The sequence below is a fragment of the Citrobacter amalonaticus genome (assembly GCF_001559075.2).
GTDB lineage: Bacteria > Pseudomonadota > Gammaproteobacteria > Enterobacterales > Enterobacteriaceae > Citrobacter_A > Citrobacter_A amalonaticus_F.
The window spans coordinates 73,350-88,957 of sequence record NZ_CP014015.2 but is presented as its reverse complement, the minus strand read 5'-3'; the positions used below and the strand labels follow the sequence as shown (position 1 = coordinate 88,957).

General features: G+C 41.3%; 14 protein-coding genes. All 14 read left to right on the top strand.

Annotated features, from left to right (window positions below; translation table 11 throughout):
- Positions 1-70 precede the first annotated feature (70 nt).
- The 14 genes from wcaK (at position 71) to wzy (ending at position 15,598) form a co-directional block, all read left to right on the top strand.
- Positions 71-1,351, top strand: coding sequence for a colanic acid biosynthesis pyruvyl transferase WcaK (gene wcaK / locus AL479_RS00475; RefSeq protein WP_061074644.1), 1,281 nt, complete (start codon positions 71-73; stop codon positions 1,349-1,351).
- Positions 1,348-2,568: a colanic acid biosynthesis glycosyltransferase WcaL gene (gene wcaL, locus AL479_RS00470; RefSeq protein ID WP_061074643.1), complete on the top strand. Its 1,221-nt coding sequence runs from the start codon at positions 1,348-1,350 to the stop codon at positions 2,566-2,568. The genes wcaK and wcaL overlap by 4 nt, the downstream gene beginning before the upstream one ends.
- Before the next feature lie 11 nt (positions 2,569-2,579).
- Positions 2,580-3,983 (top strand): colanic acid biosynthesis protein WcaM, encoded by a 1,404-nt coding sequence (gene wcaM / locus AL479_RS00465; protein WP_061074642.1) that lies wholly within the window; start codon positions 2,580-2,582, stop codon positions 3,981-3,983.
- A gap of 177 nt (positions 3,984-4,160) precedes the next feature.
- Positions 4,161-5,054, top strand: a complete 894-nt coding sequence (galF, locus tag AL479_RS00460) for a UTP--glucose-1-phosphate uridylyltransferase GalF (protein WP_061074641.1) — start codon at positions 4,161-4,163, stop codon at positions 5,052-5,054.
- A gap of 424 nt (positions 5,055-5,478) precedes the next feature.
- Positions 5,479-6,759, top strand: coding sequence for a Vi polysaccharide biosynthesis UDP-N-acetylglucosamine C-6 dehydrogenase TviB (gene tviB, locus AL479_RS00455; protein WP_061074640.1), 1,281 nt, complete (start codon positions 5,479-5,481; stop codon positions 6,757-6,759).
- Between the two features lie 35 nt (positions 6,760-6,794).
- A complete protein-coding gene (locus AL479_RS00450) occupies positions 6,795-7,823 on the top strand; it encodes an NAD-dependent epimerase/dehydratase family protein (protein ID WP_061074639.1) in 1,029 nt (342 codons plus the stop codon).
- 2 nt (positions 7,824-7,825) lie between these two features.
- The gene (rfbB, locus tag AL479_RS00445) at positions 7,826-8,914 is read left to right on the top strand and encodes a dTDP-glucose 4,6-dehydratase (RefSeq protein WP_061074638.1); all 1,089 of its coding nucleotides are present in this window, start codon (positions 7,826-7,828) and stop codon (positions 8,912-8,914) included.
- Positions 8,911-9,780, top strand: coding sequence for a glucose-1-phosphate thymidylyltransferase RfbA (gene rfbA, locus AL479_RS00440; protein WP_061074637.1), 870 nt, complete (start codon positions 8,911-8,913; stop codon positions 9,778-9,780). The genes rfbB and rfbA overlap by 4 nt, the downstream gene beginning before the upstream one ends.
- Positions 9,780-10,883, top strand: coding sequence for a DegT/DnrJ/EryC1/StrS family aminotransferase (locus AL479_RS00435; RefSeq protein WP_192575245.1), 1,104 nt, complete (start codon positions 9,780-9,782; stop codon positions 10,881-10,883). Before rfbA ends, AL479_RS00435 begins: the two co-directional genes overlap by 1 nt.
- Positions 10,880-11,596 (top strand): WbqC family protein, encoded by a 717-nt coding sequence (locus AL479_RS00430; RefSeq protein WP_061074635.1) that lies wholly within the window; start codon positions 10,880-10,882, stop codon positions 11,594-11,596. The genes AL479_RS00435 and AL479_RS00430 overlap by 4 nt, the downstream gene beginning before the upstream one ends.
- The gene (locus AL479_RS00425) at positions 11,586-12,017 is read left to right on the top strand and encodes a GNAT family N-acetyltransferase (RefSeq protein ID WP_061074634.1); all 432 of its coding nucleotides are present in this window, start codon (positions 11,586-11,588) and stop codon (positions 12,015-12,017) included. The genes AL479_RS00430 and AL479_RS00425 overlap by 11 nt, the downstream gene beginning before the upstream one ends.
- Positions 12,018-12,022: 5 nt before the next feature.
- Positions 12,023-13,516 (top strand): lipopolysaccharide biosynthesis protein, encoded by a 1,494-nt coding sequence (locus AL479_RS00420; RefSeq protein WP_061077901.1) that lies wholly within the window; start codon positions 12,023-12,025, stop codon positions 13,514-13,516.
- Positions 13,491-14,420, top strand: coding sequence for a glycosyltransferase (locus AL479_RS00415; protein ID WP_081093626.1), 930 nt, complete (start codon positions 13,491-13,493; stop codon positions 14,418-14,420). Before AL479_RS00420 ends, AL479_RS00415 begins: the two co-directional genes overlap by 26 nt.
- A gap of 80 nt (positions 14,421-14,500) precedes the next feature.
- Complete coding sequence (gene wzy, locus AL479_RS00410; protein ID WP_146109655.1) at positions 14,501-15,598, top strand: oligosaccharide repeat unit polymerase; 1,098 nt, start codon at positions 14,501-14,503, stop codon at positions 15,596-15,598.
- Positions 15,599-15,608 lie beyond the last annotated feature (10 nt).

The following is a 15,608-nucleotide window of genomic DNA, read 5'->3' as shown; positions in this document are numbered from 1 at the left end:
TACGAAGTCAATGACCTGTAGGCCGGATAAGGCAACAGCCACCATCCGGCAACGATTTTAAGAGGGTGAAATGAAATTATTGATTCTGGGCAACCATACCTGCGGCAACCGTGGCGACAGTGCGATTTTACGCGGTCTGCTGGACGCCATTCATCGCCTCGAACCTGACGCGGAAGTGGATGTCATGAGCCGCTACCCGGTGAGTTCGTCCTGGCTTTTGAATCGCCCGGTGATGGGCGATCCGCTTTTTTTACAGATGAAACAGCACAACAGCGCGGCAGGCGTGGTCGGGCGAGTGAAAAAAGTCCTCCGTCGTCGCTATCAGCACCAGGTGCTGCTTTCCCGCGTTACCGATACCGGCAAGTTGCGAAACATCGCGATTGCTCAGGGTTTTACCGATTTCGTGCGTTTGCTTTCGGGTTATGACGCTATCGTTCAGGTGGGCGGTTCGTTCTTCGTCGATCTGTATGGTGTTCCGCAATTTGAACACGCGCTGTGTACCTTTATGGCGAAAAAACCGCTGTACATGGTCGGCCACAGCGTCGGTCCGTTCCAAGATCCGCAATTTAATCAACTGGCTAACTATGTTTTCGGCCACTGTGATGCGCTGATCCTGCGGGAGTCGGTCAGCCTGGAACTCATGAAACGCAGTGAAATCACCCGCGAAAAAGTGGAACACGGCGTGGATACCGCGTGGCTGGTGGATCATCATGAAGCGGACTTTGAGCCGGGGTACGCGGTGCGCCACTGGCTGGATGTGGCGGCGCAGCAGAAAACGGTGGCGATTACCCTGCGCGAACTGGCGCCGTTTGATAAACGGCTGGGTACCACGCAGGAGGCTTATGAGAAGGCCTTCGCCGGTGTGGTAAACCGCATCCTGGATGAGGGATACCAGGTCATTGCGTTGTCCACCTGTACCGGCATCGACAGCTATAACAAAGATGACCGCATGGTGGCGCTGAATCTGCGCCAGTACGTCAGCGATCCGACGCGTTACCACGTGGTGATGGATGAACTGAATGACCTGGAGATGGGCAAGATCCTCGGCGCATGCGAGCTGACGGTCGGCACACGACTGCATTCCGCCATTATCTCGATGAACTTCGCGACGCCTGCTATCGCGATTAATTACGAGCACAAATCGGCGGGCATCATGCAGCAACTGGGGATGCCGGAGATGGCGATAGATATCCGTCATCTGCTGGATGGCAGTCTGCAGGCGATGGTGGCGGATACCCTCGGACAGCTACCGCAGATCAATGATCGTCTTGCGCAGGCGGTGCGTCGCGAGCGCGAACAGGGATACCGCATGGTGGAGTCAGTGTTAACGCGCATCGGGGAGGGGAAATGAAGGTCAGCTTTTTTTTACTGAAATTTCCGCTGTCGTCGGAAACCTTCGTCCTCAACCAGATTATCGCGTTTATCGACATGGGTTTTGACGTTGAGATCGTCGCCCTGCAAAAAGGCGACACGCAAAATACGCATGCCGCCTGGGAAAAATATGGCCTGGCGGCCAGAACGCGCTGGTTGCAGGACGAGCCGCAGGGCCGTCTGGCAAAGCTGCGCACTCGGGCGGTGAAAACGCTGCCGGGACTGCACCGGGCGGCGACGTGGAAATCGCTTAACTTTTCTCGCTACGGCGATGAATCGCGCAATCTTATCCTCTCGTCGATCTGTGCACAGGTCAGTCAACCCCTGCGCGCGGACGTCTTTATCGCCCACTTTGGCCCGGCGGGCGTGACGGCGGCGAAGCTGCGCGAGCTGGGCGTTATTCAGGGCAAGATTGCGACGATTTTTCACGGTATTGATATTTCCAGTCGGGAAGTGCTTAACCATTACACCCCGGAGTACCAGCAACTGTTCCGTCGTGGCGACCTGATGCTGCCGATTAGCGATCTCTGGGCCGGACGGCTGAGAAGCATGGGCTGTCCGCCGGAGAAGATTGCCGTTTCGCGGATGGGCGTGGATATGACGCGCTTTACGCACCGGCCAGTGAAAGCCCCCGGTACGCCGCTGGAGATGATCTCTGTTGCGCGGCTGACTGAGAAAAAAGGGCTGCATGTGGCGATAGAGGCCTGCCGCCAGTTGAAGGAGCAGGGCGTGGCGTTTCGTTATCGCATTCTGGGCATGGGGCCCTGGGAACGGCGATTGCGCACGCTGATTGAGCAGTATCAACTCGATGATGTGATTGATATGCCGGGATTTAAGCCCAGCCATGAAGTGAAAGCAATGCTGGATAATGCGGATGTCTTTCTGTTGCCGTCGATTACCGGCACGGATGGCGACATGGAAGGGATCCCGGTGGCGCTGATGGAAGCGATGGCGGTGGGGATCCCGGTGGTCTCTACCGTTCACAGCGGGATCCCGGAACTGGTGGATGCCGGAGAATCCGGCTGGCTGGTCCCGGAAAACGACGCCCGTGCGCTGGCGCAACAGCTCGCGTCGTTCAGTCAACTTGACCACCAGACGCTGGAACCGATCATCCAGCGCGCGCGTGAAAAAGTTGAACATGACTTTAACCAGCAGGTGATCAATCGTCAGTTGGCCAGCCTGCTGCAAACGATGTAAACCGAGGTTGTATGCCAGAGAAAACACTCTCCCGACGTACCTTCCTGGCGGCAAGCTCCGCGCTTGCCGTACTTCCTGTCCTCCATTCACCTTTTGCCCGCGCCGTTGCGTCCCACAAAACCGTCAATATTCAGGATTACAATGCGAAAGACTGGATTGCCTCCTTTAAACAGGCATTCAGCGACGCAGAGACCGTGGTGGTGCCAGCGGGACTGGTGTGTGAGAACATCAATACCGGTATTTTTATCCCACCGGGAAAAACGCTGCATGTTCAGGGCCGCCTGAGCGGTAATGGGCGCGGTCGCTTTGTGCTGCAGGAGGGATGCCAGGTCACTGGTGAGAAGGGCGGCAGCCTGCACAATATTACGCTGGATGTCCGCGGTTCCGACTGCGCGATTACCGATCTTACGATGAGTGGTTTCGGACCGGTGACGCAAATTTATATCGGCGGGAAAAAGCCGCGCGTGATGCGCAATCTGGTCATCGATAATCTCACCGTGACCCAGGCCAACTATGCGATTCTGCGCCAGGGATTCCACAATCAGGTTGATGGCGCGCGTATTACCCACTGCCGTTTCAGCGATTTGCAGGGTGACGCCATCGAATGGAATGTCGCCATTAACGATCGCAATATCCTGATTTCCGACCACGTCATTGAACGGATCAACTGTACCAACGGCAAGATTAACTGGGGGATTGGTATTGGGCTCGCGGGGAGTACCTACGACAACACCTATCCCGAACAGCAGACGGTCAAAAACTTTGTGGTTGCCAACATTACCGGATCTGATTGTCGGCAGCTGGTGCATGTCGAGAACGGCAAACATTTTGTGATTCGCAATGTGAAAGCGAAGAACATCACCCCGGATTTCAGCAAAAAGGCAGGCATCGACAACGCGACGGTCGCCATTTACGGCTGTGATAATTTCGTGATTGATAATGTCGATATGGTCAACAGTGCCGGGATGCTTATTGGCTATGGCGTGGTCAAAGGGAAATATCTCTCCATCCCACAAAATTTCAAACTCAATAATATCTCCCTTGATAACACGCAGCTTGAATATACATTGCGCGGGATTCAGATTTCCTCGGGTAACGCCACCTCCTTCGTTGCACTGACCAACATCGAGATGAAACGGGCGACGCTGGAGTTGCATAATCAGCCGCAGCACCTCTTTTTGCGCAATATCAGAGTGATGCAGGCGTCGACAACCGGCCCGGCGCTGAAGATGCACTTTGACCTGCGCAAAGATGTGCGCGGTAAGTTTATGGCGAAAGACGACACGCTGCTGTCGCTGGCAAACGTACACGCGGTGAATGAGAAAGGGCAAAGCTCAGTGGATATCGACCGCATAAACCATCATGTGGTGAATGTGGATGCGATCAACTTCCGGTTACCGGAGGGGAGGGGGTGAATTTGCGACCATTCCTGGCGAAACCGGTCCATACTTAAGATTATGGCTACTGCAATTTATCAGCGACCGGCGTAGCATCAGTGACAAAGCAGCGATGATTTCCTCTAACTAATTCATGCTGGCTAAAACGAGTCAAAAGGCTATAATTCAGCAACCATTTTACAGGTGGATGAAATAATGAGTAATTTGAAAGCAGTTATACCGGTAGCGGGTCTGGGTATGCACATGTTGCCTGCCACCAAGGCAATTCCCAAAGAGATGCTGCCGATCGTCGACAAACCAATGATTCAATATATCGTTGACGAAATCGTAGCTGCAGGGATCAAAGAAATCCTCCTGGTCACTCACGCGTCTAAAAACGCCGTTGAGAACCATTTCGACACCTCCTATGAACTGGAATCACTCCTTGAGCAGCGCGTGAAGCGTCAACTGCTGGCGGAAGTGCAGTCCATTTGTCCTCCGGGCGTGACCATCATGAACGTCCGTCAGGCGCAGCCGCTGGGACTGGGCCACTCCATTCTTTGCGCGCGCCCGGCGATTGGCGATAACCCTTTTGTGGTGGTATTGCCTGATATCGTTATTGATACCGCCAGTGCCGACCCGCTGCGTTATAACCTTGCTGCGATGGTTGCGCGTTTTGAAGAAACCGGACGTAGCCAGGTGCTGGCGAAACGTATGCCGGGTGACCTTTCCGAGTACTCCGTTATCCAGACGAAAGATCCGCTGGATAATGAAGGCAAGGTGAGCCGCATCGTCGAATTTATTGAGAAACCGGATCAGCCGCAGACGCTGGATTCTGATCTCATGGCCGTTGGGCGTTATGTCCTCTCAGCAGATATCTGGGCCGAACTGGAAAGAACCGAACCGGGGGCCTGGGGGCGTATCCAGTTGACCGATGCGATTGCAGAACTGGCGAAAAAACAGTCTGTTGACGCGATGCTGATGACGGGCGACAGCTACGACTGTGGAAAAAAATTGGGCTACATGCAGGCGTTTGTGAAGTACGGATTGCGTAACCTGAAAGAAGGGCCGAAGTTCCGCAAAGGGATCGAGAAGTTGCTTAGCGAGTAAGCTTAAAAATTAAACGGTCCGGCAGGTCGTAATAACAAATAACGGTAGTCAACATTCGACGCGGTGATGCAGATATGCCCGGAATGTTGCTACCGTTTTTTCATTCTAAAAAAACCTCATAATTTCATTGAGTTAACTACAAAATTTAGCACTGCTTTTTATAATATTTCTTCTTGTTTCTGACATCAATTGGTAAGACAATTAGTGTTCGAGTTTAGGAGCTTTGCCGTAGAGAAAGCAGAGCTTAACACGTCTGTGAGAGTACGCAGTGCACTGGTAGCTGTAAAGCCAGGGGCGGTAGCGTGTCTAAATAAATACATCGGTACTACTGCATATCACATCATTGTTGGCTATTTAAGCCCTGCATGTTAAGCGAAAGAGTCAGCAATTAAATCTATTAAAGTTACGTCTCAGGAATGGTAAAATGAGTTTTAATCTTGAAAATTATAAAATAGGAATTATTGGGCTGGGTTATGTTGGTTTACCTTTAGCTGTTGAATTTGGCAAAAAAATAAAGACCCTTGGTTTTGATATCAACGAGAAACGAATTAAAGAATTATCAGCAGGTAACGACTTTACGTTGGAATGTAGTTCTGAAGAACTGGCGCAAGCTCACTATCTTCAATATTCATGTGATTATAAAGAATTAGCAACATGTAATGTATTCATCGTAACAGTTCCAACTCCAATTGATGAATATAAACAACCTGATTTAACGCCTCTCGTTAAAGCCTCGGAAACGCTCGGAAAAATAATCAAAAAAGATGATATTATCATCTACGAATCAACTGTATACCCAGGTGCAACAGAAGAAGTATGTATCCCTGTAATTGAGAAGATCTCTGGTCTGGAATTTAATAGGGACTTTTTTGCAGGTTACAGTCCAGAACGTATCAACCCTGGTGATAAAGAACACCGCGTGACAACCATCAAAAAAGTGACGTCTGGTTCAACATCTGAAATCGCTGAAATTGTCGATAAATTATATGGGACCATCATCACTGCTGGAACACATAAAGCATCTTCGATACGTGTTGCTGAAGCTGCAAAAGTGATTGAAAATACTCAGCGCGATTTAAATATTGCGTTAATTAATGAACTTGCAATGATTTTTAACAAGCTGGGTATTGATACAGAAGAAGTATTAAAAGCCGCAGGTACCAAATGGAACTTCCTCCCATTCCGGCCTGGCTTAGTTGGCGGACACTGCATCGGTGTAGATCCTTATTATTTAACTCATAAAGCACAAGCGATAGGTTACCATCCTGAAGTCATCCTGGCAGGCCGTAGAATTAATGATGGGATGAGTCGGTATGTGGCATCACAACTTATTAAAGCAATGCTCAAGAAAAAATTACAGATTGAAGGTGCTAATGTTTTAATCATGGGGCTTACTTTTAAAGAAAACTGCCCAGACCTTCGTAACACAAAAGTTGTAGATATCTTCGCCGAATTGAAAGAATACAATGTGGCCGTTGATATTTATGATCCATGGGTTAATGTTGAAGAAGCCTACCATGAGTATGGGATAAATGTATTAAACACATTACCTAATAAGAAATATGACGGCGTGATCTTCGCTGTTGCTCACTCTCAATTTAAAGACATGAGTAAAGACGACGTTAAAGGACTAATTAGAGATGATGGCGTTGTTTATGATTTGAAATACATCATTGATCCTAACATAGTTGATATTCGTCTTTAATAAAAATTGATGCTACATATCAGTGAGGATATTCTGTGAAATATAAACAAGTTGAAGGCGCTTTGTCTTCTAAACCTGAAACCTGGCTAATTACAGGTGTTGCAGGATTTATCGGTTCAAACTTATTAGAAGCTTTATTAAAACTTAATCAAAAAGTAATTGGCTTAGATAACTTTGCAACGGGACATCAAGCAAACCTTGATGAGGTCAAAGAGTCTGTTTCAACTGAACAATGGTCTGCTTTTACCTTTGTGGAAGGAGACATACGTGATCCAGAAACGTGTGTGGAGGTCGTTAAAGGAGTAGATAATGTCCTTCATCAGGCGGCATTAGGTTCTGTACCTCGTTCAATTAAAGATCCAATCACTACAAATAATACCAATATATCGGGTTTCATTAATATGTTGGTTGCTGCTAAAGATGCCAATGTCAAAAGCTTCACTTATGCTGCAAGTAGTTCAACATATGGTGATCATCCTGCATTACCTAAAATTGAAGAAAATATAGGCAATCCGTTATCTCCATACGCAGTGACAAAGTATGTAAATGAATTATATGCGCAAGTATTTGCCAGAACCTACGGTTTCAAATCAATTGGATTAAGATACTTTAATGTATTTGGAAAACGTCAGGATCCTAATGGTGCATATGCTGCAGTGATACCTAAGTGGACTGCTGCGATGATCAATGATGAACCGTTATTTATCAATGGTGATGGCGAAACAAGCCGAGACTTTTGTTTTATTGAGAATGTTGTGCAAATGAATATTCTTGCTGCGCAGTCTGATGTGTCTGCAAGAGATCAGGTTTATAACGTTGCAGTTGGCGACCGTACGACGCTCAATCAATTATTCACTGCGTTAAAAAATGCACTTAATGAAAATGGTGTTTTGTACAACAAAGAGCCAGTATATAAAGATTTTCGTGCTGGTGATGTTCGCCATTCTCAAGCTGATATTACTAAAGCCAAAACCAGGCTTGGATACGAGCCTCAGTTCAACATATCGGAAGGTATTCTTAAGGCGATGCCGTGGTATGTAAACTCTCTGGGCAGTAAAAAATAGCCATGAAAATTCTTATTACAGGTGGTGCTGGTTTTATTGGATCTGCTGTTATTCGATACATCATTAATCATACCAATGATAGTGTCGTAAATGTCGATAAATTGACTTACGCAGGAAACCTTCAATCACTCGAAGATGTAGAAAAAAATTCACGTTATAAATTTGAATTGGCAGATATTTGTGATAGCGCAAGGATGCAAGAGATATTTTCCACTCATCAACCAGATGCTGTTATGCATTTGGCTGCTGAGAGTCATGTCGATAGGTCAATTAATGGTCCGACTGAGTTTATACAGACCAATATCATAGGTACTTTTAACTTACTTGAAGTAGCTAAGTCTTACTGGCTACAGCTTGCTGAAAGCAAAAAAGAACAATTTATTTTTCATCATGTCTCTACGGATGAGGTCTATGGTGATCTACCTCATCCGGATGAACTAGATGAAGGTTCACCTTTGCCTTTATTTACAGAAAAAAAAGGTTATGCGCCAAGCAGTCCTTATTCAGCCTCAAAGGCATCTAGCGACCATTTAGTTCGTGCATGGTATAGAACCTGGGGGTTACCTGTAGTAGTAACTAATTGTTCCAATAATTATGGTCCTTATCATTTCCCTGAAAAATTAATTCCATTGACGATCCTTAACGCGTTGCAGGGTCAGTCGTTGCCGGTTTATGGTAAAGGAGACCAAATTCGTGACTGGTTATATGTAGAGGACCATGCCAGGGCACTTCATCTCGTTATCACCAGTAAATGCGTCGGAGAGACGTATAATATAGGTGGCTATAATGAAATGAGAAATATTGATGTTGTCCTGAATGTATGCGAAATATTAGATGAAGTCCAACCACGAAGAGAAGGATCTTACAAAAATCTAATCAATTTTGTAAAAGACAGACCTGGTCATGACCGTCGTTATGCCATTGATGCTACGAAAATTACACAAGATTTAGGTTGGCAGCCTACTGAGACATTTGAGTCTGGTATTAGAAAAACAGTTCTATGGTATCTACAAAATACAGCATGGGTTGAGTCAGTAAAAAATGGTAATTATAAAAAATGGCTCACGCAGCAGTATGGAGAATTGAAATGAAAGGAATAATCCTCGCTGGTGGCTCTGGAACAAGACTTTATCCCATCACGAAGGGGATATCAAAACAGTTGATGCCTGTTTATGATAAACCTATGATTTATTATCCGCTTTCTGTATTAATGCTAGCGGGTATCAAGGATATATTGATTATAACAACACCTGAAGATCTCAATAATTTTCAGCGATTACTAGGCAATGGCAATTGTTTTGGCATTAATCTTTCATATCAAGTACAACTAAAACCTGAGGGGTTGGCACAGGCATTCATCATTGGGGAAAAATTTATAGGTAATGATGCAGTCTGCCTGGCACTTGGTGATAATATTTTTTATGGACAAAACTTTAGTCCAAAGCTTAAAGAAGCTGCACAATTAATCGATGGTGCAACTGTATTTGGATATCAAGTCAAAGATCCTGAACGGTTTGGTGTTGTTGAGTTTGACTCTAATAAAAAAGCGCTTTCAATAGAAGAAAAACCGGTAAAACCAAAGTCAAATTATGCTGTTACAGGTCTTTACTTTTATGACAATAATGTTGTTAACATAGCCAAAACAATTAAACCCTCAGAACGTGGCGAATTAGAAATTACTAGCATCAATGAAGTATATCTTCGCAATGGAAAATTGAATGTTGAGTTATTGGGACGTGGTTTTACCTGGCTTGATACGGGAACTCACCAAAGTCTACTTGAAGCTTCTCATTTTGTGGAAACTATCGAACAACATCAAGGCTTCAAAATTGCATGCCTTGAAGAAATTGCTTTGTATAATGGATGGCTAACCAAAGATGATGTATTCAAAATAGGCAATGAGTACCTGAAAAATGGTTATGGTCAATATCTTCTCTCTTTGGTCAAGGACAAATAATGGAAAAGCCAATCTTTGTAACGCAGCCCAATTTACCTCCGCTGGAAGAGTTTATACCATATCTGGAAACTATTTGGCAGAACAAGCAATTTACAAATAATGGTCCAATGCATCAAGAATTAGAAAAAAAACTGTGTGAGTTTCTTGGTGTAGAATATATCAGTCTTTTCAATAATGGAACGATTGCGCTTATAACTGCAGTACAGGCTCTGGATATTAAAGAAGAAGTAATTACTACACCATATTCATTTGTAGCAACTGCACATTCTTTAGTATTAAATGGACTTAAACCTGTATTTGTCGATATTGATCCAAAAACCTTAAATATTGATCCGGCAAAAATTGAAGAGGCCATTACATCTAAAACACAGGCAATAATGCCGGTGCATTGTTATGGGAATCCTTGCAATACACAGGCTATTGCCGATATTGCACAGAAATATAATTTAAAAGTTATTTATGATGCTGCGCATGCCTTTGGCGTTGAAGATGATGATGGAAGCGTTCTTCGCCATGGAGATTTAAGTGTTCTAAGTTTCCATGCAACTAAAGTATTTAGTACTTTTGAAGGCGGCGCTATTGTATGTAATAGCCGAGAAATGAAAGAAAAAATTGATAGATTAAAAAACTTTGGCTATATCGATGAAACAAATATCAATACTATTGGCTCTAATGGAAAAATGAGCGAAGTTAATGCTGCTTTTGGCCTGTTACAATTAAAACATATGGATACTTTCCTGCGTGGTCGAATGAACGCGGATTTATTTTATCGGGAGGAACTTAAAGATATCGCTGGTATCAGTATAGTAATGCCCTGTGGCCAGAAAATATCGAACTTTTCATATTTTCCTATATTAATTGAGCCTGATTTCCCATTATCTCGAGATGAACTATTCAATTACTTGAAGAAGCATAATATTTTTGCAAGACGCTATTTTTATCCTATCATTCCAGATTTCCAAGCTTATTTGAATATAGGTGAAGTCTGTGATGTGAAGAACGCCCGTGAGATGGCGTCTAAAGTACTTTGCCTACCGATGCATGCTGACTTGAACTCTGAAACTTTAAAATATATAGTAAGTACGATTAAGGATATAAAATGATTGCCATAATGCAGCCTTATTTATTTCCTTATCTAGGGTATTTTCAACTGATCATGGCATCAGACACATTTGTACTCTTTGATGATGTTAATTATATTAAAAAAGGGTACATTAACAGAAATAACATATTATTAAATGGCGCTGCATATAGATTTACTGTTCCTGTACAGAATGTATCGCAGAATAAAAAAATAAATGAACATTATTTTTCTAATGACACTGATGCCATATTAAAAACCTTTAGTATGGCATATCTGAAGGCTCCATATTTTGCGGATGTATTTCCTATAGTAGAGAGAGCTTTAAAAAGTAGCGAGAGAAAGGTTAGTTCTGTTTGTTTCGATTCAATTAACGATATATTGAATTATCTTGGAATAGAGAAAAAAATAGTCTTTTCAAGCGATATTGCTTATGACAGATGTGCTAGTGCTACTGATAAACTAATTGAGATAACAAAGGCATTAGGAAGTAATTACTACATTAATGCAATTGGTGGACAAAATCTTTACGAGTACGATTATTTTAAAAGTAAAGATGTTACACTCGCATTTATTCAGATGAGCGATATTGTGTATTCACAAGAAGGAAAGAATGTAGAATTCATTCCTAACCTATCAATTCTTGATGCGTTAATGTGGTCTTCCCCAAAAGATGTTTTGGAAATGCTGAGCAAATATACTCTGATAACAAAGGAGTATAATAATGGTGAATGACACGATAAGATTTTTATGTGAAGTCATCGAAGGTGATTTAAATCTGAAATGCTCAATTCTTAATAACTATCACAAAACTGATGATTATATAAACAAATTAGTTGAGCACGCCACTATAATTTCAATCAGAGAGAACGACCAAATTGTTGGTGCTATCTGTTTCTATTGCAACAATCAAAAAGATCTGATTGCGTATGTCAGCATGATTGCAGTTCATACTGATTATAGAGGGAAAGGGATTGGCGATGAGCTTTTAAGTTTTGCAATGGCTAATTGCAGAAGAAAGGGGTTTACGCATTGTAAGTTGGAAGTAAATAAAAAAAATGTGAAAGCATTAGCCCTTTACCATAAAAATGGTTTTTCAATATTATCAGAATCTGAAAATGTATATTTGATGCAGAAAAATATAAATAGGATTTGAATATTGTGTCATTTAAAAAAAATATTATCATTAGTTATGCTGCACAAATATATGTAAGCGCTGTAGGGATCTTAATACTCCCTCTCTATATTAAGTATATGGGGGCTGAAGCATATGGATTAATTGGCTTTTTTACAATGCTTCAGGCTCTGTTTAATCTCTTAGACATGGGATTAACGCCAACAATTGGTCGCGAAACAGCCCGCTATCATGGAGGATCCATTAATTCTCTTGATTATCGTAGACTGCTTCGTGCACTGAATATTATATTTATTATTATAGCCATTTTTGGCTGTGTCCTTATTATTTCACTATCGGATGTTATTGCTGCTAGATGGTTGCATGTTAAGACTCTTTCTATTAGTGAAGTAAAACAATGTATTGAAATTATGTCTATATGTGTTGCCCTCAGATGGATGGGAGGACTTTATCGTGGAATACTAATAGGGTCGGAAAAACTTGATCGATTAGGTATTTTTAATATTATCATAACAACTTTAAGATTTATTGGCGTTTTTATTGCCATGAAAATATATGGCTTTACCCCAGATGTCTTCTTCTATTATCAAGGGGGAGTTGCAATCATAGAGTTTAGTATTTTATATATACTAGGATCAAATTTGATACCATCATCTAAGAATATAGGGTGGTCGTTCAAACCAGTTAAGCCACTATTAAAGTTTTCTCTTATGATTGCATTTACATCATCTGTCTGGGTTTGTATAACACAGAGTGATAAATTAATTTTATCTGGTCTATTGAGTTTAAGTGATTATGGACATTATACACTAGCTGTTCTGGTTGCAAGTGGTATTGTACTGTTGAATGGACCAGTGAGTTCCGCCTTGCTACCTAGGTTGGCAAGATTATATGCCGAAGGTGGAATTAATAAACTCATTTTTCTCTATGATAAAACAACGATGTTAGTTAGTACTGTTGCAGGTTCTGCTAGTGTCGTTATAGCTTTCTGGGCAAAGGAGTTAGTTTATATTTGGACTGGTGATTTAACTTTGTCTGCTCAAGTTGCTCCTATTTTGACTTTATATTCTATTGGCAATGGATTGCTTGTTGTTTCCGCTTTTCCATACTATCTCCAATATGCTATAGGAAACTTAAAATTACATTTTATTGGTAATTGCATAATGCTTATTATATTATTACCTTCTGTTGTTTATTTATCAATAAAATTTGGTGGAATTGGTGCTGGAATAGCGTGGGTTACTTCAAATGCTTTTTATCTTTTTGTATGGTGTGCTTACAGTCATAGAAAAATAATACCAGGAAAACATATTCGCTGGTTGTTTTTTAATGTTGCTATCGTTTATCTTTTGGCCGTGATGATTAATTTAATTATCTCAATATTAAATTTATCAAAGTTAACACGAATCGAAATGACAGGCGCGCTTTTTGCTATTAGCATGTTGACTTTAATCGTCGCAAGCATTCCTATCTTAATTTATAGTAAAAAAAACAATGAATATGAACATAAAGCAATATGACAGTCAGCCTGTAAAAGTATCAGTGTGTGTAATAACTTACAATCACGTGAGTTATATCGGGCAATGTCTCGAAAGCATTTTAAATCAAAAAACAAATTTTACATTTGAAATTATCGTGGCGGATGATGCTTCGACAGATGGTACTATTGAGATTATTAGAAAATATGCTACAAAGCATCCTGATATCGTCAAGCCGGTATTTCATGATAAAAACGTTGGTGTATATCAGAACTACAAAGATGCGCATTCTAAAGCTACTGGCACATATGTAGCGCATTGCGATGGTGATGATTATTGGTATGAAAATAAGCTTGAAAAGCAAATTTTAATTATGGACTCCGATAATTCAATAGTGCAAAGTTGGACGGGAGCAAATATAGTTGATGATTCTGGATGTATTACGGGGTTATTTCCATCGAGATGGGCACGAAAAGTCTATCCAGACGAAGTTTCTGCCTCTGACATAGCATTAAGCTATGCGTTGGTAGGACAGCATTCTACTCAAATCTATAGAAGAGAATCGCAACCTAAAATTGATAAAACTGAGTTTCTAGATTATTGGGTTGCGTTTAACCTTGCATTAAAAGGGAAATCCCGCTATTTAATAAATGAGAACTTGAGCGCATATAGATGTACATCATCACCATCCTTAACGCGACATAGTGGCTCAAAAAAAGTAGCTGTTGATTTGTTAAGCGAGCATCTTTTTTGTATTTCAAAAAATTATCCTGAGTACTCTCGCGAAGCGAAATCGAATTTATTAACACGTTATTTTTTTTCTAAGCTTAAAAAACATGATACTCGCTGCCTTCAGTTTTATTTGAAGAAGATGAAGCTTTCGAAAATATCTCTAAAATATCTGGCGTCATCCTCTTTTTACTTTTTAATGCAGAAAATAAGATGAAGTATATATATTTGACCCCTCGAATTTTTATCATTTTGATAGCATCATTTTATTTGATAATAAATACGATACTTTATATCATGAGAACCATTTCTTCTGACTGGTGGGTTGGTGATTATGCCGTTTATGCAGATACTTCAGAATCTGTGAATACATTTGCTTTTTTAACATTCTTGGTTTATTTCTTTGTTTTTTTTATGTTGTGTTTTATTTTATATAAAAAAAATAGAACTAAAATAATTAGACAAAATACAGGGCTTATATTTTACTTTGCAATAATGCTCTTTATATTTCAGATTTTTTCAGCCGTATATTTTGATGCTGGAAAGGCCTCTTCGACAGGTGTGACATCTAATTTTATATTTTATCTGTTATTCATATTTTCATTTGATGCTTTTTATTACGTTTATGCTGTAATTGAAAGAAATAAAATTAAATTACTTGTGGTGACCACTTTATTTATAGTATCTAATGTTGTGAGAGGTTGGGCAGGTTTTGTTATACCGCTTTTTTTAATCTATTTAATAAGAAAAGGCCGTTTTAAGATTTCAAGTCTTCTGATCATGTCTTTTGCAGCAGTGCTTCTCGTTCCTGCATTATTAACTTTAAGAGCTTATTATCGTGGTGGCACAGGTCTTGATATGTCTAATATATCAGGGGATGGCAATTTTAACATTGCAGAATATATTATATTTTCTTTCAAGTTATTAATAAGTAGATTTGATCTTTATTCTCATTATATAGGTGTATCATGGATTAGAGATTCAAAGTCACTAGCATCTTTGTGTATGCCCTTTCAGGAATCAATTTTCTATAAACCAATACAAAGTATTTTTTATGACAACAAGTGTATATCATTAGGTAGTTATTTGCCTTCTTTTTTGTACGATTTTTTTATTGGTAAGGGGACATCTTTTTCAATCGGAAGTTCTTTTTTTGCATTACCCTTCGATTTTATGATTATATACAGTCTCTCATATTTGTTTACAATTCTCCTGACTTTTTGGGTATCCAGGTGGTTTATCAGGAGCGATGAGATGACAATCATTCTACTTTTTTTAGTATCGTTCTTATTATTTCAAGGTTGGATGTATCAGTTTGTCTATAATTTTCTTGGTTTCTTAATTTGTGGTTTCTGTTTCATGATAACAATTAAATATCCTAAGCGTTTAATCTAGCCATTATTTA

Bases quoted from the DNA above. Each gene is read 5' to 3' on its own strand.
- AL479_RS00425 (WP_061074634.1), top strand. From the start codon at position 11,586: ATGGTGAATGACACGATAAGATTTTTATGTGAAGTCATCGAAGGTGAT.
- AL479_RS00415 (WP_081093626.1), top strand. From the start codon at position 13,491: ATGAATATGAACATAAAGCAATATGACAGTCAGCCTGTAAAAGTATCA.
- galF (WP_061074641.1), top strand. From the start codon at position 4,161: ATGAGTAATTTGAAAGCAGTTATACCGGTAGCGGGTCTGGGTATGCAC.
- tviB (WP_061074640.1), top strand. From the start codon at position 5,479: ATGAGTTTTAATCTTGAAAATTATAAAATAGGAATTATTGGGCTGGGT.
- AL479_RS00435 (WP_192575245.1), top strand. From the start codon at position 9,780: ATGGAAAAGCCAATCTTTGTAACGCAGCCCAATTTACCTCCGCTGGAA.
- wcaL (WP_061074643.1), top strand. From the start codon at position 1,348: ATGAAGGTCAGCTTTTTTTTACTGAAATTTCCGCTGTCGTCGGAAACC.
- rfbA (WP_061074637.1), top strand. From the start codon at position 8,911: ATGAAAGGAATAATCCTCGCTGGTGGCTCTGGAACAAGACTTTATCCC.
- wcaM (WP_061074642.1), top strand. From the start codon at position 2,580: ATGCCAGAGAAAACACTCTCCCGACGTACCTTCCTGGCGGCAAGCTCC.
- wcaK (WP_061074644.1), top strand. From the start codon at position 71: ATGAAATTATTGATTCTGGGCAACCATACCTGCGGCAACCGTGGCGAC.
- wzy (WP_146109655.1), top strand. From the start codon at position 14,501: ATGAGAACCATTTCTTCTGACTGGTGGGTTGGTGATTATGCCGTTTAT.
- rfbB (WP_061074638.1), top strand. From the start codon at position 7,826: ATGAAAATTCTTATTACAGGTGGTGCTGGTTTTATTGGATCTGCTGTT.
- AL479_RS00430 (WP_061074635.1), top strand. From the start codon at position 10,880: ATGATTGCCATAATGCAGCCTTATTTATTTCCTTATCTAGGGTATTTT.